Source organism: Jiella endophytica (genome assembly GCF_004519335.1).
Classification (GTDB): domain Bacteria; phylum Pseudomonadota; class Alphaproteobacteria; order Rhizobiales; family Rhizobiaceae; genus Jiella; species Jiella endophytica.
Genome location: NZ_SOZD01000001.1, coordinates 251250 through 266543, shown reverse-complemented (window position 1 = coordinate 266543; position 15294 = coordinate 251250). Strand labels below are relative to the sequence as shown.

The window sequence follows — 15294 nt, the reverse complement described above, 5'->3', positions numbered from 1 at the left end:
TCTCGCCCGAAGGCACTCTGCTGTCAAATCCCGAAACGCCGTCGCCGCGGGACTTTAAGCCCGGCGTGTCAGCCGTCCTTGCGCTCGAGCAGCTTGCGGATCAGCGTCTCGTCGACCTTGCCCGTCGCCTCGAGGCCGGAGTCCTTCTGGAAGGCCTTGATCGCATCGGTCGTCTTCGTCCCGATGACGCCGTCCGGGGCGCCGGGCTCGTAGCCGAGCTTGATCAGGATCGCCTGGATGTTGCGGATCGCCCGGGTCATGTCGATGGACGAGGTCTCGGTGGTCTGCGACGGGCCGGACCAGTCCTTCGGGATGTCGACGGTGTTCGCCGCCTCGTCGCGGGGCTGCGGCTGGAAGCTCTCGACCGCCGCCTCGGCGGTCTTCAGCTGGGCCGGCGTCAGCGCCTTCTTGATCTCGTCGCGCTTGGCGGCGGCGTCCTTGTCGCCCGCCGCCGCGACGATCGAGAACCACTTGAAGGACTTGACAAGATCCTGATCGACACCGGCGCCGCGGGCATAGAGGATGCCGAGATTGTACTCGCTGTCCGGCATGCCGTAGCTCGCCGCCTTCTCGAACCACTTCGCCGCCTGCACCGGCTCGGACTTGCCGTCGATGCCGGTGGCGTAGAGGACGGCGAGATTGTGCATCGCCCGCACATTGCCGCCATTGGCGGCGGCGAGATAGGCGTCGCGGGCGCGGGCGAGATCGCGATCGACGCCGTTGCCCTTCTCGTAGAGCGTGCCGAGGCTGTACTCCGCCGGGGCGAAGCCGCGATCGGCGGAAAGCTGGAACCACTTCGCAGCGAGGGTCGGATCGGGCTCGCCGACGCGGCCCTCCATCAGCCTGAGGCCGATCTCGAACAGCGCCTTCGGATCGCCCGCCTGCGCCGCCTTGGTCAGCGGCGCCGAGGCGAGGCCCTCCGGAATGGTCGGAAGATCGGCCGAGGCGATCGACTGCGCTTCGGCGGGTGCGGCGGGCGCATCGGCGCCGGCATCAGGCATGGCCGCTGGGGTCGCCGCGGGCGCGGCGTTCAGGCCAGGCGTGGAAGCCGAAAAGCCGTTGTCGGCCGGACCGTCGCTCAAGGAGAAGCCGACCTTCGGTGCGCCGTCGGCCGTGTTCGGCGCTGCCGCCAGCGGCGGCTGCGACGGAGCCGGCGCGCCCGATGTCTCGGGGCCACCGCTCCCGGCGGCCGGCATTGGCGCGTCCGTGCTGTCGGCGATGTCGGGCGAAGACCGCTCGGTTTCTCCAGTTGCAGGGCTCGCATCGACCGGCGCCGTCTGTTCGGCAGGCGCCTCGGCGGTGATGGTCGGCTCGCTCGGCGAGGGCTTTGAGAGCATCGTCGAGGCCATCTGGCCGAGCGGCAAGGCGAGGAGCGCCAGAAGGACGGCGCTGACGGCGAGCAGGATCGGCTTGCGACGCCGCTGCAGCGTACCGGCGAGACCTTCGCCGGAGACCTCGTCCGCATCGGAATCGCGCGAGCTGCGCATCGCGTCGGCTTCGGCGGCGGCGGCAAGCGCTGCCCGGCGGGCGGCGGCGATGAAGTCCGCCTTGCCGCCGTGGTCTTCCTCGGCGCGGCCGGCCTGCTGGGCGCGAACCCGCTCGATCAGCGAGACGATGTCCGGCTGGCCGGAGCCGACCGCGAGCGGCCGGTTGGCCTCCTCGGAAGCAAGGTCGGCGGTGTCGTCTTCGAAGACGGTCGCATCTTCCTCGGGAGCCTCGGCATGGACCAGGCCCTGGTCGGCGCCGTGATCTTCGAACTCCGGCTCCTGCCAGTGATCGTCGCTCGCCGGCGCCGCCATTTCAACGCGCTTCAAACCGCGGCGCTTCAGCATCCCGCGCAGGCCGCGCGGCGCCTCTTCCGCGGCGGCAGCCGGGAGCGCCTCCGCAACAGGCGCGCCAGGAGCGCCGGTGCTCGTCAGCTCGGTGTCGATCCGGTCGATGCGGTCGACGAGCTTCAGCAGCGTCGCATGCATCGCCTCGTAGAAGCTCTGGCTCTGCTCGCCGCTGGCCCGCGACATTTCCTGCAGCGCCTTGAGGTCGCCGGCAAGCTGCTCGACATAAGCGTTCTGGCCGCCGGCGCCGGTCTCGATCATCCGGCGGACGGCCGACTCGGCGGCAGCCTCGGCCGATTCGAGGATCGACTCGCGGTTCTCCTCGATGCGAAATTCGATCGTCGCCAGACGCTCGTCGAGTTCGGGGTCGTTGAGAGCGGAGACGCTGCCGACCTCGGCGATGCGTTCCGACAGGCGACCGATCTGGGCTTCCAGCGCCGCGACGATCTCCGGGTCGAGGCTCGGCGCGGCGATCGCCTCGAGGCGCTCGCTCAATGCGGCGAGCCTCTCCTCGATCGCGCTGACGTCCGGCGATACGGCACCGGGCATGCCGACAAGCGTGTCGAGCTGGGTGGAAAAGGCCTCGATCCGCTCGGTCAGCGACGCGATGGCCGGGCCGCTTGAGAGGCTCTCGATGCGGTCGGCCAGCTCCGCGATGCGGGTCGACATCGCATCGACATCGGCCTCGCCGAGACTGTCGACGCGGTTCGACAGCGACTGCAGCCGCGCCTCGACACGCTCGACCGGCGACATGTCGACGGGCGGCGCCTTGCTGGCGGCGGCGACGATCGCCCGGGAGATCTCGTCGAGGCGCTCGTCGAGCGCCTGGAAATGCGCGTCGTCATCGTCGTCGCGGCTTCCGGCGAGGGCCTCGAGCCCGTCCGAAAGCGCCCGCAGACGCGCCTCGATCGGCTCGAGGGCAAGGCTGTCCGGCAGCCTCGTCAGCGTCTGTTCGAGCTGCTCCATCCGCGAAGCGAGGGCTTCCATATTCTCTTCGATCGCCCGCGAAGCAAACCGCTCCTCGAGCGAGCCCCAGCGCTCCTCGACGGCCTTGACCGACTGCTCCGAGGCCAGCGTCTCGAGCTTTTCGCGAAGGCTCGCCATCTCCGAACGCAGGATCTCGCCGAGATCGGGACTCTCCTCCCTGGCGGCCCCGTCGAGATAGCGGCTCTCGAATTCGTCCCAGCGCCGTTCGACCGCCCTGACATGCTCCTCGCTGGCGAGGCTGCCGAGCGACTGGCGCAGCCGCTCCAGCTCGTCCTTGATGTCGCGACGCTCGGAGGTGTTGGCGACCTCCTGGCTGGTGATCGTCGCGCGGATGTCGTCCCATTTCTGGTCGGCGACCTTGAGGCTCTCCTCGCGGGCAAGCTCCTTGACCAGCGAGCGGATCGAATCGAGCTCGGAGCGCAGCCCCTCGACACCGGCGGCGTCGGCGCCGTTGGTCGCCATGCGCGCCAGACCCTCGTTCACCCGGGCGATCTCGGCGTCGATCCTGTCGCTGCTGGCATGCTCGGAGATCATCCGCCTGAGGTCGTCCACCGCCTCGCGCATGTCGTCGAAGCGCGGCTGGAAGCTCTTCGCCATGTCGGCGCGCAGTTCCTCGCGCAGCCGTTCGAGCTGCTCGGTGATGCTCGGGCCGGCCGGCGGGTTCTGCCGCGCGGAGCTGCGGGCGAGCGCCTCGGCATCGGCGAGCGGCAGCGCGCTGTCGCGCATCGGCGCGGCGGCCGGGCGGCGGCGGTCTTCTGCGTCACGCTCCTCGGCCTGGACAGGCCGCGCCGGCTGCGGCCGGTTGAGCGCCCGCTGGCGCATGACGATTTCTGAAACGGCATGGGAAAGTTCGGCGCGCGGCGAGGCCCGCCCGCCTGCGGCCGCAACGCGGCGCTGCACGAGTTCGGGCTCGGCCTGCACTTCCTCAGGAGGCGCGGTGCGCTCGGCATGTCTGAGATCGGCGGCAGCGCGCGCATGGCTGGCGGTCAGGCGCGACAGCCTGGCTTCGAGCTGTTCGAGAGTCCGGTTCAGCGATTCCAGCGATGTCGACTCCTCCGCCGACCGCCGCCTGCCCGCTTCCATCCCTCTAAGATCGGCCATCTAAAGCTCTTCCCGGTTCGCACGGCCTGTGGGTCCGCCCCACGCCCTGGATCGCGCGACGATTCGACTTGGAACCGCTCCGTCCCGCACCATCTTTCCTCCGTGAGGACACTGCCTGTCCCACTTACGGCTCGTTAGGGATTAGAACGGGAAGCCGGCTTGAAGCTGGAGCCGGATTTACCCCTTGTTACAAATTTGTCTTTGAAGAGCCGCAATTGGATCGATATTCCTCTAGGTAGGGACTCGGGGCTCGCCTTCCGGCAAGCTGACCTGAGTCTCGGGGCAAAAGTGGAATTTTGTAATGGCAAACCAATCGGCGGCCGCACGGCTGCAAGATGACGACGTCGAAGTCGATATCGACTTCCTCCTGGGGCTCAGCGGCGATCCCCATGTCGAGAAGGAGACTTTCCGGATCGGCGATCTCTCCCAGGAATTCGGCGTGACGCTCAGAACCCTGCGGTTCTACGAGGATCGCGGGCTCCTGTCGCCGGCACGCCGGGGCACTACCCGCCTCTACAGCCGCCGGGACCGGACGCGGCTCCGGCTGATCCTGCTTGCAAAGATGCTTGGGTTTTCGCTCACTGAGGCCAAGCAACTCATCGAGCTCTACCATCAGCCGAACGGCAAGCAGAAGCAGCTCGAAGTGTCGCTTGAGCGTTTCGAAGAACAGCGGCATATCCTGCTCGAGCAGAAGCGCGAGATCGAGGAATCGATCGTCGCCATGGACAAGACCATCGACTATGTCCGCTCGCGGCTGAGCGAACCGGTCGCGCAGTAGCGCCTGCGCCATGCGCGCCGCTGGCTTGCCGGCGGCCGGCGCCTCTGAGACCGATCTGCGGAGCGACGCGCTTCGACGATCATCGCCGCCGGCTTCCCGGCTCGGCGGCGATATCCTGCGAGCTTGGCTTCGCCCTTCCCCACACCAAGATCCCTCCACACGAAGACGTGTGCGAGAAAATATCGGCGGGGCCGGCTGATCGGCGACCGGCTGATAGATAGCGCACGGGCAGTCTCTGACGGGCTCATCGCCCCTTGCCGGCCGCCATCTTCGCGGTTTCCTTGCGCGGCCTCCTCCACCGATGGCCCCCGGGTCGCAGATGCCCACGGCCACCGGCCACTCGTCGGCATTGCCACACCCGCATTGCCATCCGCCTCCGCACGCTATGTCGTCGTGAAAAGCATGGCCTATCCGGCGGGACGCGCCCGCACCGCCGCGCCAGTCGCCCCGGGAAAACACCCGGCCCGCCGAAGGCTGTCCATGGCGACAGCATGGAGACGAAGAAATTGACGTTTACGTCAATGTAATTCATATAACGGGCAAAGGTTGGTCCCGCCGCCGACGTCTCCGGTCGCGGTTTCGGGATCGCCGAAAGGGAGAGGAGGCACGCTCGTGACTGAGGCTTACATCTACGATCACGTCCGCACCCCGCGGGGTCGCGGCAAGAAGGACGGCGCGCTGCACGAGGTGCCGGCGGTCCGTCTCGGCGCCAAGGTGCTCGAGGCGCTGAGGGACCGCAACGGCATCGACACGGCGAAGGTCGACGACATCATCTTCGGCTGCGTCGATCCGGTCGGCGAGGCCGGCAGCGTCATCCCGAAAGCCTCGGCCTTCGAGGCCGGCTACGACTTCGCCGCCCCCGGCATGCAGATCTCTCGCTTTTGCGCTTCGGGCCTCGACGCGGTGAACCTTGCCGCGGCCAAGGTGGCGCAGGGAGCCGACGATCTCGTCATCGCCGGCGGCGTCGAATCGATGTCCCGCGTCGGCATGGGGATGTCGGGCGGCGCCTGGGTGATGGACCCGTCGGTGGGCATCCCGGCCTATTTCATGCCGCAGGGCGTCTCGGCCGATCTGATCGCCACCAAATACGGCTTTTCCCGCGACGACGTCGACGCCTATGCGGTCGAGAGCCAGAGGCGCGCCGGCAAGGCCTGGTCCGAGGGACGGTTCGCGAAGTCCGTCATCGCGATAAAGGACCAGAACGACATGACGATCCTCGACAAGGACGAGCACATGCGTCCGTCGACGGACATGCAGTCGCTCGGCAGCCTGAAGGCTTCCTTCGCCCAGATCGGCGAAATGGGCGGCTATGACGCCGTCGGCATCCAGGCGCATCCGGAGATCGAGACGGTCGAGCATGTCCACCATGCCGGCAACTCCTCCGGCATCGTCGACGGTGCGGCGGGCGTGCTCGTCGGCTCGAAGGCCGGCGGCGAAACCCTCGGGATCAAGCCGCGGGCGCGCATCAAGGCGTTTGCGAATATCGGCTCCGATCCGGCACTGATGCTGACCGGCCCGGTGGACGTGACGAACAAGCTGCTCGAGCGGTCGGGCATGTCGCTGAAGGACATCGACCTCTTCGAGCTCAACGAGGCCTTCGCCGCGGTTGTCCTGCGCTACATGCAGGCCTTCGACATCGACCACGAGGTCCTGAACGTCAATGGCGGCGCCATCGCCATGGGCCATCCGCTCGGCGCCACCGGCGCGATGATCCTCGGCACCGTCCTCGACGAACTCGAGCGTCAGGACAAGCAGACGGCGCTGGTGACCCTCTGCATCGGCGCCGGCATGGGCACGGCGACCATCATCGAGCGCGTCTGAGGCCTCGCCATGCCGGCTATCAGACTGGAGATTTCAGGCGATGGCTGTCACGGTGTCGCGGGGAGCCGCGACGTCGCAGCCGACCGTCACCGGCGGCAGCGCCTCGAAGGCCGGCCTGGCGAAGTAGTAGCCCTGGAACAGGCTGACGCCGGCCGCCTTCAGCGCGCCGAACTCGGCCTCGGTCTCGATGCCTTCGGCCAGCACCGTGATGCCGAGTTCGCGGGCAACGTAGAGGATCGCCGACAGGATCGCCTGGCGGGGATGCGAGCGGTCGACGTCGCGCACCAGCTTCATGTCGATCTTGATGAGGTCCGGCTGGAACTCGGCGAGCAGACCGAGCCCGGCAAAGCCGGCGCCGAAATCGTCGAGCGCGGTGATGAAGCCCATCCGCCGGTACTCTTCGATGATGCGCTGGAGATGGGCGATATCGGTCATCTGTTCGGATTCGGTGAATTCGAACATGATCGACTCGAGCGGAAAGCTGTACTTGCGGGCCGCGGCAAGGGTGGCACGCAGGCAGGCCGAGGGCTCGTAGACGGCGTTCGGCAGGAAATTGATCGACAGATGCAGGTCCGGGCGGGGGAACAACTGGGCGGCGAGCTCGATCGCCTTCACCCGGCAGGCCTGGTCGAAGCGGTATTTCTGCTCATCCGAGACCCGGCTGAGAACCTGGAAGGCGCCCTCGCCCGCTTCGCCCCGCACGAGGGCCTCATAGCCCCATACGCGGCCAGCACGGCTGTCGACGATCGGCTGGAAGGCCATGGAGAAGGTGAAGTCGAGAGGTCGGGAGGCCTGGCAGCCAGGACATGCGGGCGCGGACATGTCGTCGTCTCCTGTTCATCCGTTCGCCAGGATGACGATGCACCGCAAAGATTGAAACTGTCTCAACGGAATGCACTGCCGCGTGCAGTAAGACATTCATACGAAACGAAAATCGGTAGCCGGACAAGCGAAGTCCGGGATGGGAGCCAGCCATGAGCTATGAGAACTTCACCGTCGAAACCGACGCGGACGGCATCGCCCTCGTCACCTGGGACATGCCCGGGCGCTCGATGAATGTCTTCACCGACGAAGCGATGAGCGAGATCGACAGGATCATCGACGAGGTGGTGGCCGACGAGGCGATCAAGGGCGTCGTCGTCACCTCCGGCAAGGCCGGCTCGTTCACCGGCGGCGCCGATCTGAAGACCATCAGCGCGATGTTCGAGCGGTTCCATGCCGAGGTCGATAAGAACCGCGAGGCGGCGATCGCCATGCTGTTCGAGCGGGCCGGCCGGATGTCGTGGCTCTGGCGCAAGCTCGAGACCTGCGGCAAGCCCTTCGTCGCGGCGATCAACGGCACCTGCATGGGCGGTGGCTTCGAGCTGGCGCTGGCGAGCCACGGCCGCGTCGCCGCCCGCTCGGCGAAGATGGGCCTGCCCGAGGTGAAGGTCGGCATCCTGCCCGGCGCCGGTGGCACACAGCGCGTGCCGCGGATGATGGAGACGCAGGGCGCCCTGCAGATGCTGATGAAGGGTTCGACCCTTTCGGCCGACGACGCGGCGAAGATGGGCCTCGTCGACACCGTCGTCGACGACGGCGATGTCGTTGCCGCCGCGAGGGAGATGCTGAAGAAGGGCGTCTTGCCGGTGAAGCCTTGGGACGAGGAGCGCTTCAAGCTGCCCTCCGGCCCGGTCTATTCGCCGGCCGGCGCCAAGGTCTGGCCCGCCGTCGCCTCGCTCTACCGCAAGGAGACGAACGACAACTATCCTTCGGCAAAAGCGATCGTGAAATGCGTCTATGAGGGCCTGCTGCTGCCGATGGACACGGCGCTGAAGGTCGAGCAGCGCTATTTCACCGAGGTGCTGCGCACCACCGAGGCGCGGATGATGATCCGCTCGCTCTTCGTCTCGGCGCAGGCTCTGGCGAAGGGCGCACGCCGCCCGCAGGACGTGCCGCCGACGCAGTTGAAGAAGGTCGGCATCGTCGGCTCCGGCTTCATGGGCGCCGGCATCGGCTATGTCGCCGCCATGGGCGGGCTCGAGGTGGTACTGATCGACCAGGAGCAGGCGGCCGCCGACAAGGGCAAGGCGCATTCGGCGAAACTGGTCGAGGCGGCGGTGTCGAAGGGGCGGATGAGCCAGGCGAAGGGCGAGGCCCTGCTCGGGCGGATTACCGCGACGACCGACTATTCGCTGCTCGGCGATGCCGGACTGGTCATCGAGGCGGTGTTCGAGGATCGCGACGTCAAGTCGGAGGTCACCAAGAAGGTGGCCGAGGTCCTTTCGGCGGACGCGATCTACGCCTCGAATACCTCGACCATCCCGATCACCAGCCTCGCCGAAGCCTTCCCCGATCCTGAGCGCTTCATCGGCATCCACTTCTTCTCGCCGGTCGACAGGATGCAGCTCACCGAGGTGATCCTCGGCGAGAAGACCGGCGACAAGGCCCTGGCGGTGGCGCTGGACTTCGTGCGGGCGATCAAGAAGACGCCGATCGTCGTCAACGACTCGCGCGGCTTCTTCGCCAATCGCTGCGTGCTTCGCTACATGAACGAGGCCTACGACATGCTGGTCGAGGGCATTCCGCCGGCAATGATCGAGAATGCCGCGAAGTTCGCCGGCATGCCTGTCGGCCCCCTCGCCCTCAACGACGAGACGGCGATCGACCTGTCCCAGAAGATCATGAAGGCGACCATGCGCGACATGGGCGAGGCCGCCGTCGACCCCCGCCACTACGAGCTGGTCTCCAAGATGGTGGCCGACGGCCGGCTCGGCCGCAAGTCCGGCAAGGGCTTCTACGACTATCCGGAAAAGCCGGCGAAGAAGAAGCTCTGGCCGGGCCTGAAGGACATGTTCGAGCAGAAGGACCCGGCGAGCACCGACTTCGAAGAGCTCAAGCAGCGCTTCCTCGTCACCATGGCGTTGGAAGCTGCGCGCACCATGGAAGAAGGCGTCGTCGTCGATCCGCGGGAGGCCGACATCGGCTCGATCTTCGGTTTCGGTTTCGCGCCCTATACCGGCGGGACGATCAGCTATATCGACGGCATGGGCGTGAAGGCCTTCGTGGCACTCTGCGAAAAGCTCGAGGCAAGGTTCGGCGAGCGATTTTCGCCGACGCCGCTGCTGCGAGACATGGCCGGAAAGGGTGAAACCTTCTACCAGAGGTTCGACCCGGCCGGCGATTCCGCCAGGGCTGCCTGACCCGGCAACCGCAAATCGGCAGCGCGCGGACGAGGCGCGCCGCCCCTCGCATATCGAAGGTCTGACGTCGCCCTGTCATGAAACGGGGATGACGCCAGACCTTTGCCATGTTTAACAGCTCAAGTTTTAACGAAGGGGCAGAAGCCGGCTCGCCCGATCGCAGAACCGTGGGGACGGGCGCGCGCGATCAGGCAGGGCGCCGATCGGTGGGATGCGTGCGGCATTGCCGGCGCGTGCCGATCGGTGCGGCCGCCACCGCAGGGATTCCGGCGAGAGATGAGGAAGCAATGAGGACGGGGGATCGTCATTCAGGCGCCGTGACCGGGGATCGCGGCGTCGGCCGGCCGAGCGAGGAAGCCATCCGCAACCGGCTGATCGATCGCCGCAAGGCCTACGACGCCGCCGAGGCGGATCGCCGGCTGATGAACCGCCTGCGCCAGAGGCTGCTGCAGCGTGGGCCCGGCTCTTCCCGTCCGGGCAGGCCGCTGCCCGGTATCGGGCCCGGCACCCGGGCTATCCGCGGATTGCGCGACCGGCCGATCATCGCCTTCTGCCTCGCCGCTTCGCTTTCAGCCGTCATTCTGGTGCCGCTGGCGCTCTCCTCCTACGCGCCGCTGCCCGGCGAGGCGCCCCTGCCGCTCGCGGCCAACAATGTACCGGAAGCCCGGACCGCCGTGCCGCAGGACGTGAAGGCCCGCAGGGTCGACGATCTTGCGGAAAAGGCCGGCGAAAAAGCCGTTGCGGATACCGGCGCCAAGCCGTCGATGTTCGAGGCGCTGGAACGCGAAGAGGCGCCGGCCAAGTCGGGCCGGGCGATAGCAGCGGAAAGCGATAGGGGGCGGGAGACGCCTCGGCAGGCGGCCGCTGCAGGCGTCGTCACCCCCGATGGCGAGCTCAAGGAAAGCGCGGCGCTGCGAAAGACCGCGCCGGCCGAAGCTTCGGCAAGCGCCGCCACCGCAGGTGAGAACGCCGCTGCGCCGGACACCGACGGCGCGGCCTCCATCGATCCCGTCGCCGCGGCGCTCGCCCTTCGCCTGCCCTCGGAGCCCGTGCCGATGGCGGGCAATGCCGAACCCGATCCGGTAACGACCGGAGGCATCCCATCTCCCGCTCCGCTGGGAGACGTCGCAGTTGTCACCGCGGGTGATCCTGCTTCTGGTATGGCTGCGGAAGCCGGCCCCTCCGCTCCGGCTGAAGCGGCCAGCCAGGCCGGCGGCGTCGTCGCCGTCTCGCCCTCGATCCTCATTGCCGACACTGCGACTCCCGGAACCGCTGCGCCCGCGCCGAACCAGGCCGAGGCGGACCAGCCAGCCGAAGGCGAGGCCCCCGACGCCAGCCGTGCCGATGCCGGCGCGATGGCGGAGGCCAGCGCCGCCCCGACGGGTTCGAAAGCCCGCGCCACTGCGTCGGTCAACATGCGCTCGGAGCCGACCAATAACGGCAAGATCGTCGCCATCCTGGCCAAAGGCGACGCCGTGACCGTGCTGTCCTGCAAGGGCTGGTGCGAGATCGAGACGGCGAGCGGCGCCAAGGGCTACGTCTATGAGAAGTTCATCGACCGCGGATCCGAGGGGTAGCGATCCGTCAGCCGGGATGCGCGGCCGCCCAGCGGGCGTTCTGCGTCCGGCCGCCATAGCCATAGGCGTCACCGTCGGCCGCATGGACATGGACGTAGCATTCCTCGTGCAGCGGCCCGAGCAACTCCTCCATCCGTGCATAAGCGGCATCGACGAAGGCCGCCGTCTCCGCCTTGGTGTTCGTTCCGGCGGTGATCTTGATGTCGAGCCAGAAGGCCGAAAGCCCCGCCTCCGTCGGCCTTCGCCCGGCGATGAACCAGCTGTCGGGATCGGCCGCCTCGACCAGAACGGCGGTCACGCCGGGATCCTTGCCGAGGATCTCGGCGCTGAGCCTAGCCGCCAGCGCGGCAATCTCCGGCTTCAGCTCGGGTCGCGGCCGCGGGGTGACGAAGCGAATGGTGATCATCGGCATTTCGGTTCTCCTTCATGAGGCTGAGACACCGAATGTGAATTTTCGTAATCATCGTGCAATCCTATGATAATCGATATCTGCGATAGCGATTTCATATGATGCTCGATCCCGAATCCGTCCGCCTGTTCGTCATGGCCGCCGACTACGGCAATCTCACCCGTGCAGCCGAGGCCGCCGGGACCGTGCAGCCCGTCGTCAGCCAACGGATCAAGGCGCTGAAATGGGACGATCACGAGCCGCCGACGCTGGCGCTCGGCATCAGCGACCATGCTCTCGGCACCGCTTTCGACGGCGTGTTGCGCCGCCTGCAAGGCGCTGTCCCCGCCCGCACCCCGATCACCGTGCGATTGGGGCAGTCGGCCGAGGTCAGGAGCCTCTACGAAAGCGGTACGGTCGATCTGGCGATCATCCGCCGCGAGGCGAATGCCGGCGATGGCGAGATCCTCGGCGAGGACCCGCTCGCCTGGCGCGTTCCGGAGGGCTGGACGATGCCGAGCGGTCCGGTCCCGATCGTCAGCCTGCCGCCGCCCTGCGGGGTGCGTGCCGTTGCCTCAAGAGCCCTCGATCACGCCGGCCTGGCGTGGCGGGACGCCTTTGTCGGCGGAAGCTGCCTCGCTCTCGTCGCCGCGGTCCGCGCCGGTCTCGGCATCGCGCCGCTCGGCCGGCTGGTCGGCGGCGGCCTTGCCACGGCGAACAGCGCCCATGGGTTGCCGGATCTTCCGTCCTCGAAGATCGTGCTTCTGGCGCGAACGTCGATGCCGGCTCAGGCCGCGGCAGGACGGGCGCTCGCCGCAAGCGTCCGGGAAGCCCTGAAATAGCGCGCCGTGCGTCCAATAGGACGCACAAAGGACGCGCTATCGGTTCGATTCACCGCATCGTGCTTTCCGAAAATCGATTCCGATTTTCGGGTCGATGCTGCAGCCCGCAGTTTGGGCGCCGTCGCGCGGATGCCTCAGCACAGGGTGACATTGGCGGCGAGGCCGCCGAGCGCGGTTTCCTTGTATTTCTCGCTCATGTCCTCGCCGGTCTGGCGCATCGTCTCGATCACCTGGTCGAGCGAGACGAAATGCGTCCCGTCGCCCTTGAGGGCCAGTCTTGCGGCGTTGATCGCCTTCACCGCGCCCATGGTGTTGCGCTCGATGCAAGGGATCTGGACGAGGCCGCCGATCGGATCGCAGGTGAGGCCGAGATTGTGCTCCATGGCGATCTCGGCGGCGTTCTCGACCTGCCGCGGCGTTCCGCCGAGGACGGCGGCGAGCCCTCCCGCTGCCATCGAACAGGCGACGCCCACCTCCCCCTGGCACCCCATCTCGGCCGCCGAGATCGAGGCGTTCTGCTTGTAGAGAGCGCCGATCGCCGCGGTCGTCGCGAGGAAGCGGATCGACCCTTCGTCGTCGGCGCCGGGGATGAACCGCTCGTAATAGGCGAGCACGGCGGGGATGACGCCGGCCGCGCCATTGGTTGGTGCGGTGACGACGCGGCCGCCCGCGGCGTTCTCCTCGTTGACGGCAAGCGCATAGAGATTGACCCAATCGAGGGTCGTCAGCGGATCGCGCAGCGCCCGCTCGGGGCGGTGGATCAGGTCCTGATAGAGCAGCTTTGCCCGCCGCTTCACCTTCAGCCCGCCGGGAAGGCAGCCCTCCATGCGGCAGCCGCGCTCGATCGAGGCGACCATCGCGTCGCGGATCGACAGGATGCCGGCCCTGACTTCGGCGCGGCTGCGCCAGGTCTCCTCATTGGCGAGGACGAGGTCGGCGATCGACAGTCTCTCCCCGTCACAATGGACGAGAAGCTCTGCGGCATCGGCAAATTCGTAAGGCGCCACGGCGTTTCTTAGGACGGGAGTCTCATCGCTCGCCTCCTCGGCCGACAGGACGAAGCCGCCGCCGACCGAATAGTAGTCGGCACGGTCGATCTCCGCCCCGCTCTCATCGAAGACGATGAAGCGCAGGCCGTTCGGATGGTGCGGCAGGCGCTCGCGCTTGCGGAAGACGAGTTCCTCGCCGTCGCGGAACGGCATGGCCCGCCCGCCGTCGAATCGCAATTCGCCGCTTTCGCGGATCGTCGCATAGTCGCGTTCTGCCGCGTCGGGATCGAGCTGGTCCGGCCGCATGCCCTGCAGCCCCAGCATCACGGCCTTGTCGGTGCCGTGACCGATGCCGGTCAGCGCCAGCGACCCGTAGAGTTCGGCGGCGGCGCCCGCCACGCGGTCCTTCAGCCCGCGCGATTCCAGCCGGTCGAGAAAGCGGCGCGCCGCCCACATCGGGCCGACCGTGTGGGAAGAGGACGGGCCGATGCCGATCTTGAAGAGATCGAACAGGCTGATCGACATGGCGAACCGCTCCCACTTCCGCATCGCGCCGGCTTGCCGCCCGCACCTTCGCCAAGGGGAACCCGAAGCTGCGGCGGCGTCAAGCGCCCCGGCCAATCCTCCGCCCGACCGTGTCGGCGACCCGCGCGCCGCGCCGCCCGATGGGTTTCGGCGGCGGGTCGGTGGTGTCGACGGCGGTCTGGTGCTCCATCTCGGCGTTGATCTCGGCGCCGACGATGAAGATCAGCGAGGATATCCACACCCACATCATGAAGCCGACGACGGCGCCGAGCGAGCCATACATGGCGTTGTAGTTGGCGAAATTCTGCAGGTACCAGGAGAAGCCGATCGAGGCGACGAGCCAGACGCTCGCCGTCAGCACCGCGCCGAAGGTGACCCAGCGCCAGCGCGCCCGCTTCCGGCTCGGCCCGTAGCGATAGATGACCGCGATGGCCGAGACGATCAGCACGTAGACCACCGGCCAGCGCAGCGCCGCGATGACCTTTTCGGAAAAGCCTTTCAGCCCGAAGATCGCCATCAGCGCCGGCACGACGCCGACTGCGGTGATCAGCACGATACCGATGAAGATCGCCCCCAGCGTGAAGCCGAAGGCGACGAGATTGAGACGGAAGAAGCTGCGCTTCTCGTTCTCGCCATAGGCGACGTTCATCGCCTCGAACAGCGTCTTGATGCCGTTGTTGGCGCTCCACATGGCAAACAACAGGCCGGTAAAGAAGCCGAGGGAAAGCGACGTCGAGTTCTGCGAGGTGAGATTGTCGAGCTGCGCTTCCAGAAGCTGCGTCCCCGCCTGCGGCAGGAACTGGCCGATGAAGGCGATATGCTCGCTGATCGATTTGGGATCGCTGACGAAGCCGTAGAAGGAGACGAAGACGGCAAAGGCCGGAAACAGCGCCAGGAGAAGATAGAAGGTAGCGCCGGCCGCGATCAGCATCACCCGGTCTTCGAAGAAGGACACATAGAGCCTCGCCCCGATGTCCTTCCAACCCTTCCATGGGATTGAAGTCGGATGGGAGGCGTCCCGGCCACGGCCTGGCTCGCCGGCCCGGTGGCGCATCTCCTCGCTGGTCTGGGCGGCGAACCGCGTCTCACTCACCTCGTCTCGTCTCCACCGCCAAACCCTGCGACCGGTCGCGCCACGCGCCGCAACAAAAGCTCAAAAGCCATTTCGAAACCGTTCCAGGCCAACGTGCAGGACCGGCCCGCGGCCAGACAGCATCGCGCCCCATGATTGCCACAATGTCACAGGTGGCGTCTTCGTTCCCGTGCGGGATG

The 15294-nt window shown here is 67.3% G+C and carries 10 protein-coding genes; 5 read left to right on the top strand and 5 right to left on the bottom strand.

Features of this window, described 5'->3' with window-relative positions; genetic code table 11:
• Positions 1-68: 68 nt before the first annotated feature.
• Positions 69-3920, bottom strand: coding sequence for a peptidoglycan-binding protein (locus E3C22_RS01305; protein ID WP_134759475.1), 3852 nt, complete (start codon positions 3918-3920; stop codon positions 69-71).
• 301 nt (positions 3921-4221) lie between these two features.
• Between E3C22_RS01305 and E3C22_RS01300 the strand changes: the two genes are divergently transcribed.
• Both E3C22_RS01300 and E3C22_RS01295 read left to right on the top strand, forming a co-directional pair.
• Positions 4222-4698 carry a MerR family transcriptional regulator gene (locus tag E3C22_RS01300; RefSeq protein WP_134759473.1) on the top strand — a complete coding sequence of 159 codons (477 nt, stop codon included), beginning with the start codon at positions 4222-4224 and terminating at the stop codon, positions 4696-4698.
• 612 nt (positions 4699-5310) lie between these two features.
• Complete coding sequence (locus E3C22_RS01295; RefSeq protein ID WP_134759471.1) at positions 5311-6519, top strand: acetyl-CoA C-acetyltransferase; 1209 nt, start codon at positions 5311-5313, stop codon at positions 6517-6519.
• Between the two features lie 33 nt (positions 6520-6552).
• Here E3C22_RS01295 and E3C22_RS01290 read toward each other — a convergent pair whose 3' ends face one another.
• Positions 6553-7341: an EAL domain-containing protein gene (locus E3C22_RS01290; protein ID WP_134759469.1), complete on the bottom strand. Its 789-nt coding sequence runs from the start codon at positions 7339-7341 to the stop codon at positions 6553-6555.
• A 152-nt stretch (positions 7342-7493) separates the two neighbouring features.
• On the opposite strand from E3C22_RS01290, the gene E3C22_RS01285 reads away from it, so the two are divergent.
• Positions 7494-9701, top strand: a complete 2208-nt coding sequence (locus E3C22_RS01285; RefSeq protein ID WP_134759467.1) for a 3-hydroxyacyl-CoA dehydrogenase NAD-binding domain-containing protein — start codon at positions 7494-7496, stop codon at positions 9699-9701.
• 287 nt (positions 9702-9988) lie between these two features.
• Positions 9989-11278 (top strand): SH3 domain-containing protein, encoded by a 1290-nt coding sequence (locus tag E3C22_RS01280; protein ID WP_167591588.1) that lies wholly within the window; start codon positions 9989-9991, stop codon positions 11276-11278.
• A 7-nt stretch (positions 11279-11285) separates the two neighbouring features.
• On the opposite strand, the gene E3C22_RS01275 is transcribed toward E3C22_RS01280, so the two are convergent.
• Positions 11286-11690: a tautomerase family protein gene (locus tag E3C22_RS01275; RefSeq protein WP_134759463.1), complete on the bottom strand. Its 405-nt coding sequence runs from the start codon at positions 11688-11690 to the stop codon at positions 11286-11288.
• 95 nt (positions 11691-11785) lie between these two features.
• On the opposite strand from E3C22_RS01275, the gene E3C22_RS01270 reads away from it, so the two are divergent.
• Positions 11786-12508 carry a LysR family transcriptional regulator gene (locus tag E3C22_RS01270; protein WP_245514703.1) on the top strand — a complete coding sequence of 241 codons (723 nt, stop codon included), beginning with the start codon at positions 11786-11788 and terminating at the stop codon, positions 12506-12508.
• A gap of 134 nt (positions 12509-12642) precedes the next feature.
• On the opposite strand, the gene E3C22_RS01265 is transcribed toward E3C22_RS01270, so the two are convergent.
• Both E3C22_RS01265 and E3C22_RS01260 read right to left on the bottom strand, forming a co-directional pair.
• Positions 12643-14022: an L-serine ammonia-lyase gene (locus E3C22_RS01265; RefSeq protein ID WP_134759461.1), complete on the bottom strand. Its 1380-nt coding sequence runs from the start codon at positions 14020-14022 to the stop codon at positions 12643-12645.
• Positions 14023-14101: 79 nt separating this feature from the next.
• On the bottom strand, positions 14102-15076 hold the full coding sequence (locus E3C22_RS01260) for a YihY/virulence factor BrkB family protein (protein WP_134760861.1): 975 nt from the start codon (positions 15074-15076) through the stop codon (positions 14102-14104).
• Positions 15077-15294: the final 218 nt, after the last annotated feature.